The organism is Rahnella aquatilis CIP 78.65 = ATCC 33071 (assembly GCF_000241955.1).
GTDB lineage: Bacteria > Pseudomonadota > Gammaproteobacteria > Enterobacterales > Enterobacteriaceae > Rahnella > Rahnella aquatilis.
The window spans coordinates 2,743,216-2,767,371 of the sequence record NC_016818.1; the positions used below are offsets into that span (position 1 = coordinate 2,743,216).

Consider the following 24,156-nt stretch of genomic DNA (forward strand, 5'->3'; position numbering starts at 1 on the left):
GGCTTAACGCCGCACCAGCAGCGCCATCACTTCGTAATGCGCGGTATGCGGGAACATGTCGAAAAGCTGGACACGAAGAATGTGATAGTCCGGCAGTAATGCCAGATCCTGCGCCATAGTTTGGGCGTTACAGCTTGAATAGAGAATCGTATCCGGCGCCATGCGGCTGAGATACTCACATAACGCTTTGCCGATGCCGCGACGTGGCGGATTCACCAGCACCAGATCCGGCACCTCGCCTTTGCCGGTCGCAAAACCGGTGGAATCGAGCGCCTGAAACTCAACGTTTTGCAGGCCCAGACGCGCCGCCGATTCTTTCGCACAGGAAATCGCTTCCGCACTGATTTCGATACCGGTCAGTTTCATCTGCGGTGTTGCGCAGTGCAGACCAAAGCCGCCCACGCCACAGAATAAATCCCACATGCTTCGGATATCACCACGCGCCCTCACCCAGTCACGCGCCGTGGCATAAAGCTTTTCGGCCACCCCAGGGTTAGTCTGGAAAAAGCTCTGCGGGCGGATAAACAGCGGCACATGGTTAAAATCTTCTTCCAGCCGCTGGACGTCGGTCAGCGGAATTTCGGTATCCCCTTCGAGGATCGCCATATGCACCGGCTGGAGGTTGGCGGAAATCACTTTCAGCTGCGGCAACTGCTGTTGCAGCCACGGCAGCGCCGCGCGCAGTTGCGCCAGTTTGGCGTCTGAGCGCAACACAAAGCGCAGCATCATGCCACCGTCTTTCCGGCTTTCAGTCAGTAACAGGAATTTCAGCTCGCCGCGTTTGCGCGCGACGTTGTAAGGCGTCAGTCCGGCGCGGGCAATAAAGGTTTTGAGCAGGGGAAAGACGGCGGGAAAACTGGCCGGATACAGCGGGCAGTCACACAAATCGACCGGCGTACCGTCGCGGTGCAACATGCCGAGTAAAGGACGTTCCACGCTGCCGCTGACCACCATTTTGGCTTTATTACGAAATGCACTTTCCGCACCCGTCACCGGTTCACCCCATTCGTCCACCGGTAAATCTGACAGCAAATCCCTGAGATCCTGCTGCTTGTCGGCTAACTGTTGTAAATAAGGTTTGTCAAGCCACTGGCAGGAGCGGCAGGTTCCGGCGGTATAAAGTGCGCAATGCATGAAAAAATTTCCGGTCATCAGATGCAGAAAAAACTGGCGCGCAGTTTATCACTGCGCGGCGGGAAAGACTCACTGACATCGAGGCTATTTTCGACGGGAAAAGTATCTGCGGCTGCTGGCAGGCACATACAACAACAGCAGCACCAACATATCGGGGATTTTTTGCATCAGCAGCGCATAAAGAAATTCGCCCTGTGTTTCGACGTTAAAACGAAAGATGCGTGGCCCGAACCCGTCAAATGACGCCAGCAGCATGTAACTCACCACGATCACCTGACAGCCAATAAACGCCCAGCGCCCCCAGCGGCGGCCACGCATCATGGCATACGCGGCACGGCATTCGATCAATACAATCAGCAGACTGGCCAGCATGAGGAAGCAGTTCAGCCAGGACTCTGCGCTGACTTCAATAAAGCTCATCAACCCTGAAAAGCCCATGGCATCGAACAGTAAAACGAATTCGAGTAAGCGCGTCGCGACAATCGCCGACGCACCGATCATGACGGGAACAGGGATAAATGCCAGTTTCATAAATCCGTTTGGGCTCTCCATTTATCTTCAGGGCGGAAAAATCCGCCCTGAAAATTATCTTAAATTTAAGTACGCTGTGCGCGCTGTATTTCCCGCCGCCGCAGCTTTTCGGCTCTGGACATAAACCACCAGGCGATCATACCGATGATGCCGACCACCAGCAGGATAAGCGTCGCCAGTGCGTTGATTTCAGGGTTAACGCCCATACGCACGCTGGCAAACACCAGCATCGGTAACGTGGTCGCGCCCGGCCCGGCGACAAAACTGGCGATAACCAGATCGTCGAGCGACAGCGTAAACGCCAGCAACCAGCCCGAAATCAGCGCAGGCAGGATCATCGGCAGCGTAATAATAAAGAACACTTTCAGCGGCGCAGCGCCTAAATCCATCGCCGCTTCTTCGATGGAGCGGTCCAGTTCACGCAAACGCGCCGAGACCACAACCGCAACATACGCACTGCAAAACGTGACGTGCGCCAGCCAGATAGTGAACATGCCGCGTTCAGCCGGCCAGCCAAACGCGTGCCCCATCGCCACAAACAACAGCAACAGCGCCAGACCGGTGATGACATCAGGCATAACCAGCGGTGCGGTCAGCATAAAGGCAAAACCGGTTGAACCGCGAAATCGCCTGAAACGCACCATCACCACGGCGGCCAGTGTACCGACCACTACTGCCATGGTGGCGGCAGCGGTCGCGATCGACAGGCTCATGCCAACGGCGCTTATCATCGCCGAATCATGGAAAAGCTGAGTATACCAGCGGGTAGACCAGCCAGCCCAGACCGTTACCAGCTTGGAGCTGTTGAATGAGTAAATAACCAGCATCAGCATCGGGGCGTACAAAAACGTAAAGCCGAGCACCAGAATAAGAATTCGCCACGGCGAACGGACAACCGGTAACTGATTCATTCTTTCTCTCCCAGCTCTTTGTTTTGGTATTTCTGGAACCACAGGATGGGCATGATCAGCAGCAACAGCATAACCACCGCCACCGCCGAGGCCACCGGCCAGTCGCGGTTGTTGAAGAATTCCTGCCACAGAACGCGGCCAATCATATTACTGTCCGGCCCGCCCAGCAGTTCCGGGATCACGTACTCGCCCACCGCCGGGATAAAGACCAGCATCGAACCGGCGATAATTCCACCTTTAGTCAGCGGCATAATGATCCTGAAGAAGGTTTTCATCGGCCGCGCACCGAGATCCTGCGCAGCTTCCACCAGCGAGTAATCCATGCGGGTCAGCGCGGTGTAAATCGGCAGCACCATAAACGGCAGATACGAATACACAATGCCGATATACACCGCCAGATTGGTATGCAGGATCACCAGCGGCTGGTCAATAACATGCAGCCAGAGCAGCACGTTATTCAGCACCCCGTTGTCTTTGAGAATGCCCATCCAGGCATAAACGCGGATCAGGAATGACGTCCATGACGGCAGGATCACCAGCAACAGCAGAATATTGCGCGTCGAGGTGCGGCTGTGCGCAACTGCCCACGCCAGCGGGTAACCAATCAGCAGACACAGCAGCGTGGAAATCGCCGCCACTTGCAGCGATTGCAAATACGCATCGATATACAGCGGGTCCTGGGTCAGGCCGATGTAGTTGGCGATATTGAGTGCAATATCCAGCATGCCGTCTGACCAGGTGATCAGATCGGTATACGGGGGAATGGCACGCGCCATTTCTGCAAAACTTATTTTGAAAACGATCAGGAACGGCAGTAAAAACAGCAGCAGGAACCACACCAGCGGCAACAGGATCACCAGCTTGCGGCCATGACGCTGTTGCAGGCGACCGGTGAAGGCTTTAAATCCGCCCGGAGGTTTGCTGGCCGGAGCGTCGGAGATTACAGACATTTTCATCCCCCTTAAACAGTCAGCACGACACAACTGTCGGCTTCCCAGCACAGGCGCACTTCGTCGCCCCAGGTTGGCATACCTTTGCGGAAACGGTGACCGTTTTGCAATTGTGCAGTGATCATCTGCCCGCTGTGCAGCCTGACGTGATAAATCGACAGGTCGCCAAGATAGGCAATATTCACCACTTCACCCACTGCAAAGTTACAGCCATCCTGCGGCACCTCTTCGCACAGCATGATTTTTTCCGGGCGCAACGCGATGTACACCGGCACGCCGTCCACCACCGACACATCCGGATCGACTTTCAGCGGGTGCATCAGGCCGGGCGAGGTCAGCAGCAGCGCATCGTCGAGACGCTCTTTCAGCACGCCTTCAAACACATTCACTGAGCCGATAAATTCGGCGCTGAAACGGCTGGTCGGATGCTCATAAATTTCTTCCGGTTCGCCGATTTGCACGAATTTGCCACGGTTCATGATGGCAATGCGCCCCGCCATGGTCATCGCTTCTTCCTGATCGTGCGTCACCATCACGCAGGTCGCGCCAACGCGCTCAAGAATATCCACCACTTCCAGTTGCATGCGGTCACGTAGCTTTTTATCCAGCGCACCCATCGGCTCATCAAGCAGCAATAATTTGGGCCTTTTCGCCAGGCTGCGCGCCAGCGCCACACGCTGACGCTGGCCGCCGGAAAGCTGGTGCGGCTTACGTTTGGCGTATTCCTGCATATGCACCAGCGTCAGCATTTCGGCCACGCGGCTTTTGATTTCCGCCGACGGCAGTTTGTCCTGCTTCAGGCCAAACGCGATGTTCTGTTCCACCGTCATGTGCGGGAACAGCGCGTAGGATTGAAACATCATATTGATCGGGCGCTGATAGGGCGGCACCTGCGAGAGGTCAACGCCATCAAGCACGATTTGTCCCTGCGTGGGGGGTTCAAAACCAGCCAGCATACGCAACAGCGTGGATTTCCCGCAGCCGGACGCGCCGAGCAGTGCGAAAATTTCGCCTTTATAGATAGTCAGACTCACATCATCGACGGCAGCCTGGCCGTCAAAAGATTTGGTCAGATTGCGGATTTCCAGCAAAGGCGTGAAACCTTTCTGGGTCTTAGGCTGCGGGCGGGGGATAGCGTCGTTCACTCAGAGAAATCTCCGGTATCAGAATAAAGCAGTTCAAATAAGCATAACAGTCAGGGGGGAAAGTGCCTGATCGGTATACCCAAAATACAGCCGGAAGCAAAACGTCAGCGGCCCCGCCATCAATAAGCGGAGCCGCGTTAACGATACTCAAAATCATTCTGGTTGCATCAAGGCGGCAAGTGAGCAAGTCCCCGGGAGCTGACACACGTCAGTGACCGGGGCGCGTTCACGCAGCCAACGCAGAGGCAGCCTGAAGGATGAAGAGTATTACTTGCCGGTTTTAACCTTGGTCCACGAACGGGTGATCACACGGTCAATCTTCGGATCCTGAACTTTCAGGGTGAAGAGTTTCGCCTGAACATCTGCCGGTGGATAAATGCCCGGATTGTTACGCACATCTTCGTTCACCAGTGGCGTCGCGGCTTTGTTTCCGCTGGCGTAGTAAACAGTGTTACTGATTTGCGCGATAACTTTTGGTTCCATCAGGTAATTGAGGAACTGATAGGCTTCGTCGAGATTTTTGGCATCCGCCGGAATAGCAAACACGTCGAAGAAGGCCAGCGCCCCTTCTTTCGGAATGCTGTACGCCACGTTCACGCCGTTTTTCGCTTCTTTGGCACGGTTAGCCGCCTGCATCACATCACCAGCCCAGCCGATTGCCACACAAATGTCGCCGTTTGCCAGGTCGTTAATGTATTGAGAAGAATGGAAATAACGGATGTTCGGGCGCAGTTTCAGCAGCAGATCGTTCGCCGCACCGGTGTAATCGGATGCCTTGGTGCTGTTCGGATCCAGATGCAGATAATTCAGGACCGTTGCGTAGATTTCGGCAGGGGCATCGAGGAATGAAACGCCGCAGCTTTTCAGTTTTTCGAGATTTTCAGGCTTGAGCACCAGATCCCAGCTGTCTACCGGCGCATCTTTACCCAGAACGGCTTTCACTTTATCGACGTTATAGCCGATACCGGTCGTCGCCCACAGATAAGGGATCGCGTATTTGTTACCTGGATCATGCTGTGCCACCATTTTCAGCAGCTCAGGATCCATATTTTTATAGTTTGGCAGTTTGCTTTTATCCAGAGGCTGGAACACGCCAGCCGCCAGCTGACGCTCAAGGAAACTGGCCGACGGCACCACCAGATCGAAACCGGTGCTGCCTGCCATAAGTTTGCCTTCCAGCACTTCGTTGGAGTCAAACACGTCGTAAACCACTTTAATGCCGGTTTCCTTCTGGAAATCAGGCACGGTCGTTGGCGCGATATAATCAGACCAGTTATAGATATGCAGCGTTTTTTCATCCGCAGACGCTGTGACGGACGCCGCCATAATCAGGCTGGCGACAACACCCGATAACCACTTTTTACGCAGGGTGAACATCCGTTACTACCTCCAAGACAGGGAATATAAATTGAATTTGTATCATTGAGACTGATACAAAACCTTTCACACAACTGCCAACCGACACCCATGAAATATGCATAGGCATTCAGCATTGGCGCATACGCTGCCTGCGAATTAACCGTTTGGTTTTACGACGTAATCACGCTTGATGCAGAGTCAGAAGCATAGCGCCTGCAACCCCTGTGTACCAGCCTCCTGAGACAAAACCGCCGTTTATCGATTAATTATGCAGATTTAGTCTATACCGTCTGGCATTTTGCCTTTTAACAAAGTGAAATATCTGGCAACAACAGCACAAAGGCAGCATAACATATGCCGAAAGCGGATAAAGGCAGCGGAGCCGCAATAAGCACGGCTCGCAGGAAAGGATCTTCAGAGGGGAAAATGAAAGTCTGGAAAGAGAAAATTAGTGCAGCAAAGGCAGATTCACGGAAGTGACCGGCGTGCCTTCTTCTTCATCACCAATGAACAGCAGGTCATTGGCATGCGCTTCGAGAATAATCATCGACATCTGCTCCTCGGCCTGTTGCAGGAAGAACGCAAATTGCTCTTCCGTGACACCCACGGCAATCGTCAGTGACTGGCAGACAATCAGTTTCGGCAGATTGTCGTCCTGAATATCCACGAACGCTTTAATGGTCAGTGAGCTGGCATTAATCGAGCTCAGATCGGCCACCAGCGGGATCAACGCCGTCGGTTTGACTTCGGCCAGTGCAGAAAACAAAATCACATTATCTACGATATCGAGTTTGGCATCAAAAATGCCGTCAAAATTCTGCATATGCGGCAAATGGAGAGCCTGACAGGAATCACACTCGAAAAAAGAGATGCCCAGCTGATCCAGCCAGCGCCGCAGCAGCGCTAAATCAGGGACGATGAGCGAATCCATAGAATGCCTCACGAGTTCAACACAACGAAAAAAACAACCCCTTCGTAACGCCGGCGGCATTACGAAGGGGCCATAGCTTACGGAATATTGCCGGTCAGCGCTACGATCATTACCGGATTGATGGACATTAACGCGCTGAGGTAAGAATCAGCCACCGGATTTCAGACGGAATCCCGGCCGCGCTCTTTGCTCAATGTAGTCAATCATCATACCGGCGATATCCAGGCCGGTAGTGGCTTCAATCCCTTCAAGTCCCGGCGACGCATTCACTTCCATCACCAGCGGCCCGCGGTTTGAACGTAAAATATCGACACCGGCAACATCCAGCCCCAGTGTCTGCGCGGCTTTGACAGCAATATCTTTCTCCTGCGGCGTGATTTTGACATTGGTGGCCGTCCCGCCGCGATGCAGATTCGAGCGGAAATCACCCGGTTTGGCCTGACGCTCAATCGCCCCCACCACTTTTTTACCCACCACCAGACAACGAATGTCGCGCCCTTCTGCTTCGCGGATATATTCCTGCACCAGAATATGCGCATTCAGGCCGCGAAATGCATCAATGACGCTTTCTGCCGCCTGACGGGTTTCTGCCAGCACCACACCAATCCCCTGCGTTCCTTCAACCAGCTTCACCACCAGCGGCGCACCGCCGACCAGCGCAATCAAATCGGCGGTATCATCCGGCGCATTAGCAAAACCGGTCGTCGGCAGATCAATGCCTTCACGCGCCAGAATCTGCATTGAACGCAATTTATCGCGCGCCCGGGTGATCGCCACCGATTCATTAAGCGGGAAACTGCCCAGCATTTCAAACTGACGCAACACCGCCGTGCCGTAAAAGGTAATCGCAGAGCCGATGCGTGGGATCACCGCATGGTACTTATCCAGCTGATGCCCGCGGTAATGCACGCTGGGCGCAGCCGGATTGATATTCATGTAGCAGGACAGCGGGTCGATAATGTCGATCTCATGTCCGCGTGCTTCAGCCGCTTCCTTCAGGCGTTTACACGAATACAGCGACCCGTCACGGGAAAGAATTGCAATTTTCATCCGACACTCCGTCGCCGTTTAGCGAGTTGCCCAACCTTGCTTATGCAATGCGTCCAGCATAAACGGACGTTGTTCCTTTTTAAGGGTACGGATAATCAAATCACTCCAGGTATCGCGTCGCGCATTGCTGTCGCGTTGCAAATAATACGCCGATAACGCCTCGTCATATTGCGCCAGTTGCTGTTTATCTACCGGCTGATAGCTGTTTTCATGCACCAGCAGAGACTGCGGCATGCGCGGCTTGACCTGATGATCCTGAGCGGGTGTTCCGAGACATAAGCCAAACAAAGGCATCACAAATTTAGGCAGTTTCAACAGATTCACCACATCCTCCACCTGATTACGGATACCGCCGATAAACACGCCACCCAGCCCGAGTGATTCGGCAGCGGTCATGGCATTCTGCGCCATCAGCGCGGTGTCCACACACCCCAGTAACAACTGTTCGGCCAGCCCGAGTTCCGCTTCAGGGTTGATCTGCAAATTACGATTGAAATCAGCACAGAAGACCCAAAATTCTGCGGCGCTGGCCACATATTTCTGGCCGCCGGTGTACTGCACCAGAATCTCACGCAGCGCAGGATCGGTAATGCGGATAATCGAATAACATTGCAGGAAGCTTGAAGTCGAAGCAGCCTGAGCGGCGGCAATAATGGCTTCGCGTTGCTCGTCCGTTACCGGCTTATCGGTAAACGCACGGATAGAGCGGTGTGAGCGCAGAAGATCAATGGTCGGCGTCATTAAAAAATTCCTGAACGGGATGAAAAGATAAAAAAGGTTTCACCAATCATTCATGCTGTGAACACGGTTTGCAAGGCTTGCGGCATGAATTGATGCAACAATCTGTGGGGGCTAAAAATTGCTGCCGGTTCATTCAGATAGGCCAAAGGTATCGGACTGACAGGTAATTCCTGCTTTTTTTTATGGTTTGCAACAGGCATAGTAGCGACATCAAAAAGGTGATGTGGCTAACAAAAACAGACATTCCCCTTTCATTTATCTTGTTGGCATTAACAAAGGAGTCTCCATGTTTGCAGTAATTTTCGGACGTCCTGGCTGTCCTTATTGTGTACGCGCTAAAGAGTTGGCTGAAAAACTGACTGAAGAACGTGATGATTTCAACTTCCGCTACATTGATATTCACGCAGAAGGCATCACTAAAGCCGACCTGGAAAAAACCGTGGGTAAACCGGTTGAAACCGTTCCGCAAATTTTCCTCGATCAGAAACACATCGGCGGCTGCACTGATTTCGAAGCCTATGCCAAAGAACATCTGGCACTGTTCAGTAACTGAATCGAAAATACAAAGATATACACCCGGCAAAAAGGCGCTCACTGAGCGCCTTTTTTATGGCTTTACATTCCAGGTTTTAATTTTGCCTGAACTGCCGGTAAGCCATCACCAGCAGCTGAACCAGCATTGCACCCAAAACACACCAGAATATTGCACTGGTGGCATACGCGAGTTCCTGAATCAGCGGACGAACGCGCGGGTAAAAAATCATACGCAATAAGAAACACACAGGGACGGAAACCAGCCCTCCCACAAAGGATGAAAATATCGCCGAATCACGGGAAATCAGAGCGGTAATCACACCTGGCAGGAGAAATAATAACAGGCCATATTCTGGACCCGGCGCGACATTTCTAACAATCACCCAACCATTTTTTAATAAAATAAATATAACTAAGAAAATTATGCAACAAATTACAGGAGCCAATACGTTTCGCCAAAGGGCCATTTCTTCCTCCTTAAAGCTGGCGAGATTTCACAGGTTAACTGCAGCACAAATGCCTTCTTTATTACCTGTCAGAGCCTTCTGGCTCACTTCCCTGATGCGTCACGCACTCCTGCGAAACACAAAAAAAGCTTTCAGAACATTTATACGGGCTTTTCTCTGGCTGAACCGGCGTTCTATGACTAAAATGACGCCCGAAACCCACTTTTCCGCTCCACTGACCTCAGTGAAAGGCGGTGTTAGTTTGAGCAGGAATATTCCGTTTCTGAATTTATCCTTTACATTCTCCTATATCAAGAATTTGTTGGTAAACAATAAGTTATCCTTGTGAATATAAACGTCGCTAGTTTGTTAAACGGGAATTACATCCTGTTATTATTTGTGGTTTTGGCACTGGGTCTGTGCCTGGGGAAAATTCGCCTGGGTTCCGTTCAGCTCGGAAATTCTATTGGCGTATTAGTGGTTTCGCTGCTTTTGGGTCAGCAGCATTTCAGTATTAATACTGAAGCGCTCAACCTCGGCTTTATGCTGTTTATTTTCTGCGTAGGCGTCGAAGCCGGACCAAACTTTTTTTCCATTTTCTTCCGTGACGGCAAAAATTATTTCATGCTGGCACTGGTGATGGTCGGAAGCGCCATGTTGCTGGCACTCGGACTCGGACGTTTGTTCGGCTGGGACATCGGCCTCACCGCCGGGATGCTCGCCGGGTCGATGACCTCAACCCCGGTTCTGGTCGGTGCCGGAGACACGCTGCGTAATACCATGGGCGGCAACAAACTGCTCGGGCCTGAACTGGATAACCTGAGCCTCGGCTACGCCCTGACCTATCTCATCGGTCTGGTCAGCCTGATTTTCGGCGCACGTTATCTGCCGAAGCTGCAACATCAGGATTTGCCCACCAGTGCCCAGCAAATCGCGCGCGAGCGTGGCCTGGATACGGACAGTAAACGCAAAGTGTATCTGCCGGTGATCCGCGCCTATCGCGTGGGACAGGAGCTGGTGGCCTGGGCCGATGGCAAAAACCTGCGCGAACTGGGGATCTATCGCCAGACTGGCTGTTATATCGAGCGTATCCGCCGTAATGGCATTCTGGCGACACCGGATGGCGACGCGGTATTGCAGGTGGGCGATGAAATCTCACTGGTCGGTTATCCGGACGCACATTCACGCCTCGACCCGAGTTTCCGTAACGGCAAGGAAGTTTTCGACCGTGACCTGCTCGACATGCGTATCGTGACTGAAGAAGTGGTGGTCAAAAATAACCACGCGGTTGGCAAGCGTCTGAGTCAGCTGAACCTCACCGATCAGGGTTGTTTCCTTAACCGCGTGATCCGCAGCCAGATTGAAATGCCGATCGATGACAGCATCGTGCTGAATAAAGGCGATGTGTTGCAGGTCAGCGGCGACGCCAAACGCGTGAAAAGCGTGGCAGAACGCATCGGGTTTATCTCGGTTCACAGTCAGCTCACGGATTTGCTGGCCTTCTGCGCCTTCTTTATTGTTGGCCTGATGATCGGGCTTATCACCTTCCAGTTTAAAAACTTCAGCTTTGGCATCGGTAACGCCGCCGGGCTGCTGTTCGCCGGGATCATGCTCGGCTTCCTGCGAGCCAACCACCCTACTTTCGGTTATATCCCGCAGGGCGCACTGAACATGGTGAAAGAGTTTGGCCTGATGGTGTTTATGGCGGGTGTCGGTCTGAGCGCAGGCGCAGGTATCAATAACGGTCTTGGTGCGGTAGGCGGCCAGATGCTGCTGTCCGGCCTGATAGTCAGCCTGGTGCCGGTGGTGATTTGCTTTATCTTCGGGGCGTATGTTCTGCGCATGAACCGCGCGTTGCTGTTCGGAGCCATCATGGGCGCACGAACCTGCGCCCCGGCGATGGAAATCATCAGCGACACGGCACGCAGTAATATTCCGGCTCTCGGTTATGCAGGCACCTACGCCATTGCTAACGTATTACTGACACTGGCCGGTACGCTTATCGTCATCATCTGGCCCGGAGCATGACGTAACTCACTGAACTGTAATGTGGCAAAAAAAAATCAATATTTTTTTTAAATTTTTGCCACATCGCACGAACTTTTAACGTTAGCCAGAGTCTTAATTAGTGCCACTGCTTTTCTTTGAAGTCCCCAAATTTGGAGAGCCCGTCAATCCCGCCTCGTTAGGTTCAAGATTGCCGGGTTTTTTCTTTTCTGCTTTACAAAACAAACCTTTACCGATTATTTCTCATTCTCAATCACCCGCACCAGCGTGCCGTCGATATCGATCATTGCGCCCATTCTCAGCCCGAAGGACTGCATTTTTGGCAGATGAATGCACGGATGAGATTTCTTATCCTGCCCTATTCCGGCGGCAATAAACGCATCGAAAAACTCATCGGCATTATCGACACGCAGACAGCAGCTGAACCAGCTGGTGAGCGGATCCAGATCGGTATGCAGGAAGAATTCCAGGGTAATGGAACCGCGGGTCATGATAAGCCAGCCGTCATCAACGTAAGTGGTGATGAATCCAAAGCTGCTATAAAAACATTGGGTTTCTTCGAAATTACGGGAAGGAAGATTGGGTGTGGCGTAATCGGTCATCGTGGCCTCAGTCATCGGTAGGGGGGAGAATGTTACGCCATGGTTGCTGATACCCCCTGAAACGGGGGCCGCAGGGGATTATTCGCAAGAATGGTTATTACATAATCCGTTCGAGGTGCTGATCTTTACCCCCCAAACGTCCGTCGGTCTGATTCCATTCCTTTTCGTACGCCTGATAGGCATATATAAATGCATGATGACCGTCTTCAAATAACTGATCGGGACGTTTATGCCAGCCGGAATAAGCATCGTAGCGCAAAATCTCATAGCCACCGTCAGCCGGATGGAAAAGGTAGGTGTAGTGTTCACAAAATTCCGGTGCATAAGGAATATCTTCCCCCGCTTCCAGTGTGATAAACAGACCGCCGAGGCGTAATTTAATCATTGATATCCTTTTTCATGATCCACAACTTGGTGGTTTGGGTGGCTGTGATATAAGCCGTCTCAGCCACCCGATGCATCCCCTGACGCTGATAAAAACCGATGGCGGACACATTACTTTGCAACACATCCAGCCAGAGAACGGGCTGATGACGCGCTCTTGCCACACGTTCAGCGAAGGCGAAAACTTCGGCTCCCAGACCGCGCGAACGGTTCTGCGCAGTGAAGTACAGTTTGCATAACTTCGCCCCCTGGCCTTCTGCCACTTCCAGCGGCGTATTAAAATTCAGTCTGGCGAAACCGACCGCCTCGCCTTTATCCTGTGCAACCAGCCAGCAGCAATCTGTGCTTTTCAGGCTCCGGGCTATCGCCTCATCACCAAAATCTTCCGCCAGGAAAGCCTCCAGCTCATCAGCATTTTGCCATAAACTACCAAAATAATGGCGATAGGTCTCGCGCCCCAGACGCTGCAACAGGCTTAAATCGCCGAACACAGCTTCACGAATTTCCATGGTGACTCTCTCCTGTGAAATCACTCGTTACAGTATCCAGACGCTGCCTGTCGTCCAGCGACAGGGCATGACCGCCTGCTTAAGGCTTCCTTAAGTTCTTCTCTTTACACTCTATTTCGCCGCGAAACTATACCGTTATTCAATGAAGGGGGATATTCAGACGATGCCCCTTTACCTGCCGGGCGGCACAAATTAACGTATCTGAAATTTTCTCGTCCTGTCAGCAGGTTACTGAATTCTTTTGATGGCTATTTTGGCCTGTATACATGAGGGTAGTATTATGGAGCAATTGAATCATTTGGTTTTTCAATGGATTAACGCCACACCGGATTCCCCGAAGGCGCTCATTCAACTCGCCACTTTTCTGGCTAATGATCTGATTATGATTGTCCCTCTGCTGATTATCGGGCTGTGGCTGTGGGGCCGCCAGGAACGTATCGGTCAGCAACGCGAAATGATCAGCAAGACAGCGATTGCGCTTCTTTTTGCGATGACAACGGCTAAAACGTTTTCCATGTTGTTCCCCCATGCCCGTCCTTTTGTGGAAGGTTTTGGTTATAACTTCCTTCATCATTCACCAGACGATTCCTTTCCGAGTGATCACGGTACTGTCAGTTTCACCTTCGCGCTGGCCTTCCTGTTCTGGCACCGTGTCTGGTCAGGCGCGTTACTGATGGTGACCGCCTTGTCGATCGCCTGGTCACGTGTTTACCTTGGTGTGCACTGGCCGCTGGATATGCTGGGCGGGTTCCTGGTAGGGATGCTGGGTTGCCTGTTCGCGCAGCTGGTGTGGAACTTGTTCGGCGAACCGATTAATGCGCTGATGTGCAAGGTTTACCGTTTCGGTTTTGCTTTCCCGATTAAGAAAGGTTGGGTTCAGCACTGATCCCCTCCGCGTTCAAAGCAAAAAAAACGAGGCCATCTGAGCCTCGTTTTTTATGTCAGCAGATAATCATTTGCCGAAGATACTGCCCCACAATCCACTGATCTTCATCATCACAAAGTCCCAGAGTCGGCCAATAAAGCCGGTTTCTTTCACTTCCTGCAACGCCACCAGAGGACGTTGTTCGATGACCTTGCCGTCCAGACTGAAATCTACCGTGCCCACTACCTGATTTTTCGCCAGCGGCGCTTCAAGCTGCGGACTGGTCAGATTAAAGCTGGCTTTGAGATTCTTCAGCTGGCCTTTAGGCATAGTCAGCGAGGCATTTTCAGCCACGCCGAGTGGCACCATTTTCTCCTCACCAAACCAGACGCGCTGGCTGGTAAAGGCGTCACCGGCTTTAATCGGCGTGAGTGTTTCGTAGAAACGGAACCCCCAGGTCAGCAGGCTTTCGCTTTCGTTAAAACGGATCCGGTCACTTGGCGCCCCCATCACCACGGCGATTAAACGCATGCCGGTGGAATCGCTGGCTGAAGAAACCAGATTGTAACCCGCGCCCGATGTGTAGCCGGTTTTGATGCCATCAACGTTCAGGCTGGAACTCCACAACAGGCGGTTGCGGTTAATCTGCTTGATGTGATTGAAGGTGAATTCTTTTTCTTTGTGCAGGGCATATTCATCCGGCGTATCGCGGATCAGCGCCTGCGACAGCAGAGCCATGTCGGTGGCGGAAGTATATTGCCCGTCAGCATCCAGCCCGTGAACGGTTTTAAAATGAGTATTTTGCAGCTTCAGCTGTTCGGCATAGCGATTCATCAGGTTGACGAATGAATCCTGGCTGCCCGCCACAAAATCCGCCAGCGCAATACTGGCGTCGTTACCTGACTGGATCACGATACCTTTATTAAGCTCTGAAACCGGCACGCGGTCACCCGGTTTGAGGAACATCAGGGAGGAGCCACGCAGCACCGGATTGCCGGTTGCCCAGGCATCATTACCGACGGAAACCAGATCATCGGATTTGATTTTGCCGGATTTAATCGCCTGCCCGACCACATAGCTGACCATGATTTTGCTCAGGCTGGCCGGGTCAAGACGCGCATCGGGATTAGATTCCGTCAGGATCTTCCCGCTGTTGTAATCCATAAGCACCCAGGATTTCGCGTTAATCTGAGGGGCGACCGGGGCGTTATCCGCCTGAGCGGCAGGAAGCGCCAGCAGCAATACTCCACCGCCCAGCGCGTAAATGAAAGTCCGTTTGAATTGGGAAGAAATTGTCATAGGTATCAGCGCTTTTGTCCGGGTAATTGAAATTTATCTTATCTTTCAATCAGATTGTGCAACTCTGTCAGGTGTAAAACCTACTGCTTTCCGGGCCGGGAATAAACCTAAATAGTGTAAAGATCTTAAGAATAGTAGAATTTTCCGCTGCTTGCGCAACGCCGTCTGTCGATAAAAACAGCAGGCCGCACTTGACCATTCCATTCGGCTGGGGCAGTTTATCTGTTAATCACATATAAAATATCTATAACAATAAAGGGCTTATTCACCCCGATACGTTAATGCGGGTGAACGGACGCAGGGGCATCAATGACAGGTCTGTTGGTAAAAGCGCTGACTGGCGCACTGGTCGTGATTCTGATCGGCGTGTTGTCTAAAACCCGCAACTATTACATTGCCGGTCTGGTTCCGCTGTTCCCCACTTTTGCCCTGATTGCCCATTATATTGTCGGCACCGAACGCAGCATTGAAGCGCTGCGCACCACTATCATTTTCGGGCTGTGGGCAGTCATCCCTTACATGGTTTATCTGATTTCTCTGTATTTTTTCATCGGCTCGATGAAACTGCCCTACGCCCTGTTTGCTGCCGTGGTCTGCTGGTCACTGGCGGCATGGTTGCTGATAAGCCTGTGGACTCGCTTTCACGCATGATGAAGACCGCATGCTGATGACTACAGGCGGAAATCACGGATGAAATTCTCGTTTTCACGCGTCAGTTCATCGCGGATAAAATCGATGAACTGGCGCAGTGCCGCCGGGCGTCGTTTGCCAGCCGGCGACTGTAACTGTAACGTGCGCTGACTCAGTTGCTCAATGTTTACCGGTTTAACCCGCAGATTGTCGCGGCGTGCTTTGTACATAATGGAAAAATGGCTGCATGCCGCAATCGCCCCCGGCGTCTGCACCATAAAATCGTACAGTGTCGAAAAACGGTTACAGCTCACCGCAGGTTCAAGAAAAATACCGCTCATCCGGCAGGACAAATCAAACAACTGGCGGATGGTGCTGCCCTGCTCGTTCATCGCCAGCGGGTACGGGTGCAAATCCGTCAGTTGCACGTCTGATTCTGCCAGCGGATGATCCGGTCGCATTACCATGCGCACCGGCGCCGGGAAAGACGCCAGAATATCCACGCCGCGCTCCGCCGCCAGACTGAACTGCAATGCCAGTTCCACCTCGCCGTTGTGGATCATCTCAGACACTTCCACTGCCGTGCCGACGTTGAGATAAAACATCACGCCCGGATTGTTCAGCCGGAACTGTGAAAACAATTGCGGCAGCAAATCAAACGCCAGCCCGTCGGTGCAGGCCATACGGATCACCGTGCGGCGCACCGCGTTCAGCCCCTGAATTTCTGCGATGGCGTGTTCCATGTCCATCATGCTTTTGCGCACATGGTTTTCCAGAATTTGTCCGGCATCATTCAGCACCATGCCGCGGGCATGACGCTCAAACAGCGGCGCGCCGATACGTTCTTCCAGACGCTGGATCTGGCGACTGATGGCAGACACTGCCACAAATAGTTGCTTACTCGCCGCACTCAGCGAACCGGTGTTCGCCACCACCAGGAAATAGCGAATTTCCGTACTTTGCATGGCCGTATTGCCTCATAACTGTGCAAACCAGCATTACAATAAAAGCAACGCTAAGTTGCAATTATTATTATTGTGGCAACGCTTACGCAGCGCTTAGAGTGAAACTGCTAAAAAAACCAACAATAAATCCTCAAAACATTTAAAAGCAGGTTCCTCATGACAGCGGAAAATATCGTAGAACAGGCATTAGCCTGGTTCGATCAGGGTGAATACCAACGAACTCTGGCACGCAGGGTGGCGATCGCCACCGAAAGCCAGAGCAATCAGCGCGATGTCGAACTGGCGCGTTATCTTGATGAAGAGATCAAACCAGCACTTTCGGCGATGGGTTTCAGCCTGCTCAGCGTGGAAAATCCTCATGCCGCTAACCGTCCTTTCCTCATTGCCACGCGCATTGAAGACAGCGCATTGCCCACCGTGCTGAGCTATGGCCACGGTGACGTGGTGTTCGGTGACGATGAAAACTGGCGCAGTGATTTGTCTCCCTGGGTGCTGAAAGAAGAAGGCGACCGCTGGTACGGACGCGGCAGCGCCGACAACAAGGGCCAGCACAGCGTCAATATTGCGGCGCTGGAGCAAATCTTCAAAGCACGCGGGGGCCGTCTGGGCTTTAACTGCAAACTGCTGTTTGAGATGGGCGAGGAAATCAGTTCTCCGGGGCTGGCCGAACTGTGCCGCGATTACCGCGACCAGCTCAGCGCCGATATTTTCCTCGCCTCCGACGGCCCGCGCCTGAGCGCAGAACGCCCGACGCTGTTCCTTGGTTCACGCGGTGCAGTCAATTTCCGCCTGACGATTAACGCGCGCGACAACGCCTACCACTCCGGTAACTGGGGCGGTCTGCTGACCAATCCGGGCACCCAGCTTGCCAATGCGCTGGCCTGTCTGGTGGATCAGCACGGTCAGTTGCAGGTGGCGGCGCTGAAACCGCCTGCGGTCAGTGATGCGGTTCGTGAAATTCTCAGTGATATTGACGTCGGTGGCGGCGAAAGTGACCCGCAGATCGACCCGGACTGGGGCGAAGCCGGTCTGACGCCAGCCGAGCGTTTGTATGCCTGGAACACGCTGGAAGTGCTGTCATTCCTGACCGGGAACCCGCAGCGCCCGATGAATGCTATTCCCGGCAGTGCCACGGCGGTATGTCAGCTGCGTTTTGTGGTCGGCACTGACTGGCAGCATCTGGCAGAACATGTGCGTGACCATCTTGATGCGCAGGGTTTCCCGCAGGTAGAGGTGGAATTTATGCGCGGCTCACCGGCCACCCGTTTTGATCCGACCGACCCGCTGGTCGGCTGGGCGCTGGACATCATGCAGCAAGCCACCGGCAAAAAACCGGCGCTGTTACCGAACCTCGGCGGTTCACTGCCCAATGACGTCTTTGCCGATATTCTCGGCCTGCCGACGCTGTGGGTGCCGCATTCCTATCCGGCCTGCGGTCAGCATGGCGTCAACGAACATATGCTGATATCTGTCGCCCGCGAAGGGCTGGCGATCATGACCCGTCTGTTATGGGATCTCGGCGAGCGCGGTGCCACCCTGCTCACGCAACATGCCGCACACGCCGGAGGTGCCAAATGAGCCAGTTAACGGCGTCATCCCATACAACCGGCAACGCGACAGAAAAGCCAAGCCTGATGAAAACCCTCTTTGCGACCTGTATCGGTAACGCGCTGGAGTGGTTTGATATCGCGATTTACGGTTTTTTCGCCAGCTACATTGCCCACGCCTATTTCCCGACATCTGACCCGACCGTTTCCCTGTTACTGACGTTTGGCAGTTTCGGCGTCTCATTCCTGATCCGTCCGCTCGGCGCCATTGTGCTGGGGGCGTATGCGGACAAACACGGGCGCAAAGCCTCATTGCTGCTCTCCATCAGTCTGATGATGATCGGCGGCCTGATCATCGTGATCACGCCGTCCTACGGCACCATCGGCATGGCGGCTCCGCTGCTGATCCTCGCCGCACGCCTGATCCAGGGCTTTTCAGCTGGCGGTGAATTCGGCAGCTCGACGGCCTTTCTGGTGGAACACTTCCCGGAGCGCAAGGCGTTTATCGCCAGCTGGCAGTTCGCGACGCAGGGCGCAAGCACATTGCTGGCGTCGGCATTCGGTCTGGGATTATCGGCGGTACTGAGTGAAACACAACTGCAGGACTGGGGATGGCGTATTCCGTTTATTTTCGGGCTGCTGATTGGTCCTGTCGGTTTGTATATCCGCCGCCATATCAAAGAATCGGAAAGTTTCAGCAAGGCCGGGAAAACCGCCTCACCGCTGAAGGAAATCGTGCGGGCGCAAAAAGGCCTGTTCTTTACCGCGATTGGTCTGATGGTGGTGTCTACCGCCATCAACTATATGCTGAACTACGTGCCGACATATGCTACCAAAACACTGCATCTCCCTGCTTCGGCTGGGTTTAGTGCCACACTGGCAGCCGGAATTATCCTGACCGTAGTGACGCCGATCATGGGGCTGTGGGCAGAGAAAATTGGCCGCCTGCCGCTGATGTGGGGGTCACTGATCCTGCTGTTGCTGACGGTGTATCCGGCCTTCTGGCTGATGCTGCAACACACGTCGGCGATGTCGTTGCTGTTGCTGATCAGCTGGCTGGCCCTGCTGAAATCGGTGTATTTCTCCACCGTGCCGTCGATGATGGCGGACCTGTTCCCGATCACCACCCGCGCCAGCGGGATGGCGATCAGCTACAACGTCGCCGTTACCGTGTTTGGTGGCTTCGCGCCATTCATCTGTACCTTGCTGATTTCCGCCACCGGCAGCAGTCTGGCACCGGGCTACTACCTGATGATGGTCGGATTGCTCAGCGTCTGGGCACTGTTCAAGGCGCAACGAACGCAGCGCTGAGGTTCTCTCTGAGGCGGGCGATGGCAGCCCGCCTTTTTCAAGATTAATGCTTTGGTGCCACTTTCAGCAGTTTGCCGTCACTTTCATCCGTCAGCACATACACAAAGCCGTCAGCGCCCACCTGCACCTCGCGGATACGCTCGTTCCGTTCACTGAGCAGCCGTTCCTCATGAGTGACTTTTTCGCCGTCCAGTGTCAGGCGGATAAGCGATTTCCCCGCCAGCGCACCGACAAACAGCGAGTTTTTCCATTGCGGGAATTTTTGCGCGTTATAGAACGCCATGCCGCTCAGCGCGGGCGATACTTCCCAGTAATAAATCGGGTCTTCCGCGCCCGCTAACGTGGTGCCTTTGGCCTCGGGGATCGGCTGCCCGGAATAGTTAATCCCGAAGGTTGCCAGCGGCCAGCCGTAGTTTTTACCCGCTTTCGGCAGATTCACTTCATCGCCACCGCGCGGACCGTGTTCGGTTTCCCACAACGCGCCGCTCCATGGGTTGACTGCCACTCCCTGCGGATTACGGTTGCCATAGGTCCAGATTTCCGGTTTCGCACTTTTGTCATGAACAAACGGGTTATCCTGCGGCACGCCGCCTTCCGGCGTCAGACGTAAGATCTTCCCCTGCAACTGATTCAGGTGCTGTGCCCTGATGCGCTGGTTATTATCACCGGTTGTCAGGAATATATTTCCCTTGTCATCAAAGGTCATACGCCCGCCAAGATTAATGCCGCTCTGCAACGCCGGTTGCTGCACGAAAATAGCGTTAAAACCGGTCAGGGATTTATTGTCGGCAGACAATGTGCCATAGCCAAGCGCCGCGTGGGGTTCCCCTTTTCCCCCCGGCTGTGCAAACGTCAGATACACCCGGCGGTTAGTGGCAAAATCAGGCGATAAACGCACATCCCATAAACCCGCCTGCCCGGCGACCCACACCCGTGGCACCCCTTTCAGCGGTGCGGATAATCCGTTGTCCTGCGTCCACAACCGTAACTGCCCGCTGCGCTCGGTGATCAGCACGCCCTGATTGTCAGGCAGAAAAGCCAGTGACCACGGATGCGCCAGCCCTTTCGCCAGTTCGGTGACGTCGGTGGCGGCAGAAGGAGGCGACTCAGGGGCTTTCGGGGCGGCTGCGGTGACATGACCGGTAAACAATGCCAGCGCAAACACCGGCAACAGGGGGACGCGGAAAGGAAATGGCATAGGGCTTCTCCCGGAGGTGCATTGAGAAAAGAAGGATCACGGTGAAGTTAAAGTTTAGGCCATGCCCCTGATTTTGCTCGGCCCCTGCGCGTTCACTATAACTAACAGGAATAACAGCGCGGCGAAATATAATAACAACAAGCCATTCCCTCTTTCTTAACATACCGGTAAACTGCCCCGACAGAATAGACGTCTGGACAGACAGACTTCTGTACATCCTCAATCGGGTAAGGCGTATTGCTTCACCCGATTTACAAAAAACACCAGAAAAAACATCGCGTCCGACGGAGCAGTTTCATAATGAAAAAAATATCCGCCTCCCTGCTGGCTTTAAGCCTGTTCTCTGCCGCACCGGCATTCGCTGCCGGTGAAACGCCAGCGCCTGTTCCTGCGGCGATCGCCGGGCATAACGGCCCCGTACGCGTCGCGGTTATCCGTAATCTTGGCTCCGACGACAACACCACCCAGTTTCTGGCCGGTGCTATCAAACAAGGCCGCGCGCTTGGCTTTAAAGTGGATACCTTCCTGAGTAATGGCGATGACGCTAAGTTTCAGGATTTCGTCAATCAGGCCATCAGCCAGAAATACGACGGCATTATCCTGTCTCAGGGGCGCGGTCCGTATTCCGAAGCGCTGGTAAAACGCATCGCGGCAGCGGGTATTGCCGTTTCCGCATTTGATACTGAAGTGCCGGAAAATCTTCCGGGCGTGACCGTCACCCGTCAGGACGATGCCTCACTGGCGAAAGCCTCTGTCGGTCAGCTGGTGAAAGATTTCAACGGCAAAGCCAATATCGTCAAACTGTGGGTGGCCGGTTTTCCGCCAATGGAACGCCGCCAGAAAACCTACGAAGCGATCCTGAAAGAAAACCCGGGCATTCATCAGCTGGAATCTATCGGTGCCGTGTCGTCGGACGTGCAGGGCGATACGGCTAACAAAGTCGGTGCAATCCTGGCGAAATACCCGAAAGGTCAGATTGATGCCATCTGGGGCGCATGGGATGCGTTCAGTCAGGGCGCGTACAAGGCGCTGAAAGAAAATGGCCGTACCGAGATCAAACTCTACAGCATTGATGTGTCGAATCAGGATTTACAACTGATGCGCGAAAAAGGCAGCCCGTGGCAGATGACCGCTGCGGTGGACACCCAGCTGATTGGCGCGGTTAACCTGCGCATTGTGGCGCTTAAAATTGCCGGTGAGAAAACCCCTGCAACTTATGAATTCCCGGCGCAGACCATTGCGCAATCTCTGCTGCTCAGCCAGCCGGACGGCATCAACGTGACCGGTCTGAGCAAAATCATTCCTGGCTGGGGGAAATCTGAAGATTTCACTGCGCCGTGGTTTGCGACGCTGGAAGCCAAATACAAAAAATAAACACCTGAGCCTCCCGGAAACGGGAGGTTTTTTCAGCATTTTTAAGCGCAGCACCTTGTCTTCTCCGCTCAACTTCCCCCCGTTTGCCCCGTGCGATCACAGAAATAAAGAAACATAATTTCAGAAGTAAAAATCTCAATAGCCGCAGGCCCCGCCAGACGTTAAAAACGTATTCTCCCTTTTCATATGGACATTGAAGCAATGAGTACAGAAATCCTTTCGGTCAAGGAAAAGATTGGATACGGATTAGGCGACGCCGCCAGCCATATCATTTTCGATAACGTCATGCTCTACATGATGTTTTTCTATACCGATATTTTCGGCATTCCTGCGGGTTACGTCGGTACGATGTTCCTGCTGGCCCGCGCACTGGACGCGATTTCGGACCCCTGCATGGGATTACTGGCAGACCGTACCCGGACACGCTGGGGGAAATTCCGTCCTTATGTGCTGTTTGGCGCCATTCCTTTCGGCATCGTCTGCGTCTTCACTTACACCACGCCAGAGCTGAGCATGAGCGGCAAAATGATTTATGCCGCCATCACTTATACGCTGCTGACGCTGATGTACACCGTGGTTAACATTCCTTATTGCGCTCTCGGCGGCGTGATCACCTCGAACCCGACGCAACGTATTTCACTGCAATCCTACCGCTTCGTGCTGGCCACGGCGGGCGGCATGTTGAGTACCGTGCTGATGATGCCGCTGGTTAAACTGATCGGCGGAGAAAATCAGGCGCTCGGTTATCAGGGTGGGATTGCGGTGCTGGCGATTGTCGCCGCCGTGATGCTGGCGATTTGCTTTGCCACCACCAAAGAACGTATTGATCCGGGTAAACCGACCGGCACCATGCGTGAAGATTTACGTGATATCTGGCACAACGACCAGTGGCGTATTGTCGGCCTGCTGACCATCCTCAACATCATTGCGGTCGCGGTACGTGGCGGTGCCATGATGTATTACGTAACGTATATTCTCGGCAATCCGGTGCTGTTCGCCTGGTTCCTTGGCGTGTATTCCGTCGGCAACCTGTTAGGCAGTGCGCTGGCAAAACCGCTGACCGACTGGAAATGTAAGGTCAGCGTGTTCTGGTGGACTAACGCCATTCTGGCGGTGCTCAGCATCGGCATGTTCTTCCTGCCGGTGAACGGCAGTGTCCTGATGTTTATCTTCATCTTCGTTATCGGCGTCCTCCATCAACTCGTGACCCCAATTCAGTGGGTGATGATGTCCGACACCGTCGATTACGGTGAATGGAACGACGGCAAACGTCTGACAGGTATCAGTTTTGCAGGCACCCTGTTTGTTCTGAAACTGGGCCTGGCACTCGCGGGGGCCATGATCGGCTGGATGCTGGCCGGTGCCGGTTATCAGTCCGGTGCCGCTACCCAAAACAGCGCCACCATGACCAGCATTGTCGCGCTGTTCACCCTGGTTCCGGCGGTCTGCTACCTGCTGAGCGCCATCATCTGCAAACGTTATTACATTCTGCGCACCCCGCTGCTGCGCCGCATTCTTGACGAAGTCGCACAAGGCATCCGCCGCAATCAGCAAGAATTTATGAAATGAATCTGCTGTTGAAGAATTGAAACTGATTTAACTGAACATGCCCAAAATCATTCGTGCTGAATCAAGGCGGCAACTGAGTGAATCCCCGGGAGCATACATAAGTATGTGACCGGGGTTCGCGAAGGCAGCCAACGCAGAGTCAGTATGAAGGATGAAGGGCAAGA

General features: G+C 53.4%; 24 protein-coding genes. 8 read left to right on the forward strand and 16 right to left on the reverse strand.

Annotated features, from left to right (window positions below):
- Positions 1-3: 3 nt before the first annotated feature.
- The 9 genes from rlmC to nfsA form a co-directional block, all read right to left on the reverse strand.
- The gene (gene rlmC / locus RAHAQ2_RS12410) at positions 4-1,134 is read right to left on the reverse strand and encodes a 23S rRNA (uracil(747)-C(5))-methyltransferase RlmC (RefSeq protein WP_015697568.1); all 1,131 of its coding nucleotides are present in this window, start codon (positions 1,132-1,134) and stop codon (positions 4-6) included.
- A gap of 84 nt (positions 1,135-1,218) precedes the next feature.
- Positions 1,219-1,665: a YbjO family protein gene (locus RAHAQ2_RS12415; protein WP_015697569.1), complete on the reverse strand. Its 447-nt coding sequence runs from the start codon at positions 1,663-1,665 to the stop codon at positions 1,219-1,221.
- Positions 1,666-1,730: 65 nt separating this feature from the next.
- Positions 1,731-2,576: a putrescine ABC transporter permease PotI gene (potI, locus tag RAHAQ2_RS12420; protein WP_015697570.1), complete on the reverse strand. Its 846-nt coding sequence runs from the start codon at positions 2,574-2,576 to the stop codon at positions 1,731-1,733.
- A complete protein-coding gene (gene potH / locus RAHAQ2_RS12425; RefSeq protein WP_015697571.1) occupies positions 2,573-3,526 on the reverse strand; it encodes a putrescine ABC transporter permease PotH in 954 nt (317 codons plus the stop codon). Before potH ends, potI begins: the two co-directional genes overlap by 4 nt.
- A gap of 11 nt (positions 3,527-3,537) precedes the next feature.
- Entirely contained in the window at positions 3,538-4,671 is a 1,134-nt protein-coding gene (gene potG / locus RAHAQ2_RS12430; protein ID WP_015697572.1) for a putrescine ABC transporter ATP-binding subunit PotG, read from the reverse strand.
- 267 nt (positions 4,672-4,938) lie between these two features.
- Positions 4,939-6,048 carry a spermidine/putrescine ABC transporter substrate-binding protein PotF gene (gene potF, locus RAHAQ2_RS12435; protein ID WP_015697573.1) on the reverse strand — a complete coding sequence of 370 codons (1,110 nt, stop codon included), beginning with the start codon at positions 6,046-6,048 and terminating at the stop codon, positions 4,939-4,941.
- A 430-nt stretch (positions 6,049-6,478) separates the two neighbouring features.
- A complete protein-coding gene (locus RAHAQ2_RS12440; RefSeq protein ID WP_015697574.1) occupies positions 6,479-6,961 on the reverse strand; it encodes a type III secretion system chaperone family protein in 483 nt (160 codons plus the stop codon).
- Between the two features lie 147 nt (positions 6,962-7,108).
- Positions 7,109-8,011: a 30S ribosomal protein S6--L-glutamate ligase gene (gene rimK / locus RAHAQ2_RS12445; protein ID WP_013575816.1), complete on the reverse strand. Its 903-nt coding sequence runs from the start codon at positions 8,009-8,011 to the stop codon at positions 7,109-7,111.
- An 18-nt stretch (positions 8,012-8,029) separates the two neighbouring features.
- The gene (gene nfsA, locus RAHAQ2_RS12450) at positions 8,030-8,752 is read right to left on the reverse strand and encodes an oxygen-insensitive NADPH nitroreductase (protein ID WP_015697575.1); all 723 of its coding nucleotides are present in this window, start codon (positions 8,750-8,752) and stop codon (positions 8,030-8,032) included.
- Positions 8,753-9,038: 286 nt separating this feature from the next.
- Here nfsA and RAHAQ2_RS12455 point away from each other — a divergent pair, with 286 nt between their 5' ends.
- Complete coding sequence (locus tag RAHAQ2_RS12455) at positions 9,039-9,305, forward strand: GrxA family glutaredoxin (RefSeq protein ID WP_013575818.1); 267 nt, start codon at positions 9,039-9,041, stop codon at positions 9,303-9,305.
- 76 nt (positions 9,306-9,381) lie between these two features.
- On the opposite strand, the gene ybjM is transcribed toward RAHAQ2_RS12455, so the two are convergent.
- Positions 9,382-9,753, reverse strand: coding sequence for an inner membrane protein YbjM (ybjM, locus tag RAHAQ2_RS12460; RefSeq protein WP_015697576.1), 372 nt, complete (start codon positions 9,751-9,753; stop codon positions 9,382-9,384).
- A gap of 324 nt (positions 9,754-10,077) precedes the next feature.
- Between ybjM and RAHAQ2_RS12465 the strand changes: the two genes are divergently transcribed.
- Positions 10,078-11,760, forward strand: a complete 1,683-nt coding sequence (locus RAHAQ2_RS12465; RefSeq protein WP_015697577.1) for an aspartate:alanine antiporter — start codon at positions 10,078-10,080, stop codon at positions 11,758-11,760.
- Between the two features lie 215 nt (positions 11,761-11,975).
- Here the strand turns inward: RAHAQ2_RS12465 and RAHAQ2_RS12470 are convergent, their stop codons facing one another.
- The 3 genes from RAHAQ2_RS12470 to RAHAQ2_RS12480 all read right to left on the reverse strand — a co-directional run bounded on the left by RAHAQ2_RS12470 (position 11,976) and on the right by RAHAQ2_RS12480 (position 13,234).
- A complete protein-coding gene (locus RAHAQ2_RS12470; RefSeq protein ID WP_015697578.1) occupies positions 11,976-12,341 on the reverse strand; it encodes a bleomycin resistance protein in 366 nt (121 codons plus the stop codon).
- A 97-nt stretch (positions 12,342-12,438) separates the two neighbouring features.
- A complete protein-coding gene (locus tag RAHAQ2_RS12475) occupies positions 12,439-12,726 on the reverse strand; it encodes a hypothetical protein (protein WP_015697579.1) in 288 nt (95 codons plus the stop codon).
- Complete coding sequence (locus RAHAQ2_RS12480; RefSeq protein ID WP_015697580.1) at positions 12,719-13,234, reverse strand: GNAT family N-acetyltransferase; 516 nt, start codon at positions 13,232-13,234, stop codon at positions 12,719-12,721. Before RAHAQ2_RS12480 ends, RAHAQ2_RS12475 begins: the two co-directional genes overlap by 8 nt.
- A gap of 280 nt (positions 13,235-13,514) precedes the next feature.
- On the opposite strand from RAHAQ2_RS12480, the gene ybjG reads away from it, so the two are divergent.
- On the forward strand, positions 13,515-14,120 hold the full coding sequence (gene ybjG, locus RAHAQ2_RS12485) for an undecaprenyl-diphosphate phosphatase (protein ID WP_015697581.1): 606 nt from the start codon (positions 13,515-13,517) through the stop codon (positions 14,118-14,120).
- A gap of 66 nt (positions 14,121-14,186) precedes the next feature.
- On the opposite strand, the gene RAHAQ2_RS12490 is transcribed toward ybjG, so the two are convergent.
- On the reverse strand, positions 14,187-15,398 hold the full coding sequence (locus RAHAQ2_RS12490) for a serine hydrolase (RefSeq protein WP_015697582.1): 1,212 nt from the start codon (positions 15,396-15,398) through the stop codon (positions 14,187-14,189).
- A 309-nt stretch (positions 15,399-15,707) separates the two neighbouring features.
- Here RAHAQ2_RS12490 and RAHAQ2_RS12495 point away from each other — a divergent pair, with 309 nt between their 5' ends.
- A complete protein-coding gene (locus RAHAQ2_RS12495; RefSeq protein WP_015697583.1) occupies positions 15,708-16,049 on the forward strand; it encodes a GlpM family protein in 342 nt (113 codons plus the stop codon).
- Between the two features lie 20 nt (positions 16,050-16,069).
- Here RAHAQ2_RS12495 and RAHAQ2_RS12500 read toward each other — a convergent pair whose 3' ends face one another.
- The gene (locus RAHAQ2_RS12500) at positions 16,070-16,993 is read right to left on the reverse strand and encodes a LysR family transcriptional regulator (protein ID WP_015697584.1); all 924 of its coding nucleotides are present in this window, start codon (positions 16,991-16,993) and stop codon (positions 16,070-16,072) included.
- A 156-nt stretch (positions 16,994-17,149) separates the two neighbouring features.
- Between RAHAQ2_RS12500 and RAHAQ2_RS12505 the strand changes: the two genes are divergently transcribed.
- Together RAHAQ2_RS12505 and RAHAQ2_RS12510 are read left to right on the forward strand one after the other, a co-directional pair.
- Positions 17,150-18,571, forward strand: coding sequence for a M20 family metallopeptidase (locus tag RAHAQ2_RS12505; protein WP_015697585.1), 1,422 nt, complete (start codon positions 17,150-17,152; stop codon positions 18,569-18,571).
- Entirely contained in the window at positions 18,568-19,851 is a 1,284-nt protein-coding gene (locus RAHAQ2_RS12510) for an MFS transporter (protein ID WP_015697586.1), read from the forward strand. The genes RAHAQ2_RS12505 and RAHAQ2_RS12510 overlap by 4 nt, the downstream gene beginning before the upstream one ends.
- 43 nt (positions 19,852-19,894) lie before the next feature.
- On the opposite strand, the gene RAHAQ2_RS12515 is transcribed toward RAHAQ2_RS12510, so the two are convergent.
- Positions 19,895-21,049 (reverse strand): PQQ-dependent sugar dehydrogenase, encoded by a 1,155-nt coding sequence (locus RAHAQ2_RS12515; protein ID WP_015697587.1) that lies wholly within the window; start codon positions 21,047-21,049, stop codon positions 19,895-19,897.
- 300 nt (positions 21,050-21,349) lie between these two features.
- Here RAHAQ2_RS12515 and RAHAQ2_RS12520 point away from each other — a divergent pair, with 300 nt between their 5' ends.
- Positions 21,350-22,423 carry a sugar ABC transporter substrate-binding protein gene (locus tag RAHAQ2_RS12520; protein WP_015697588.1) on the forward strand — a complete coding sequence of 358 codons (1,074 nt, stop codon included), beginning with the start codon at positions 21,350-21,352 and terminating at the stop codon, positions 22,421-22,423.
- Positions 22,424-22,624: 201 nt separating this feature from the next.
- Entirely contained in the window at positions 22,625-23,992 is a 1,368-nt protein-coding gene (locus RAHAQ2_RS12525) for a glycoside-pentoside-hexuronide family transporter (RefSeq protein ID WP_015697589.1), read from the forward strand.
- The last annotated feature ends 164 nt before the right edge of the window (positions 23,993-24,156 follow it).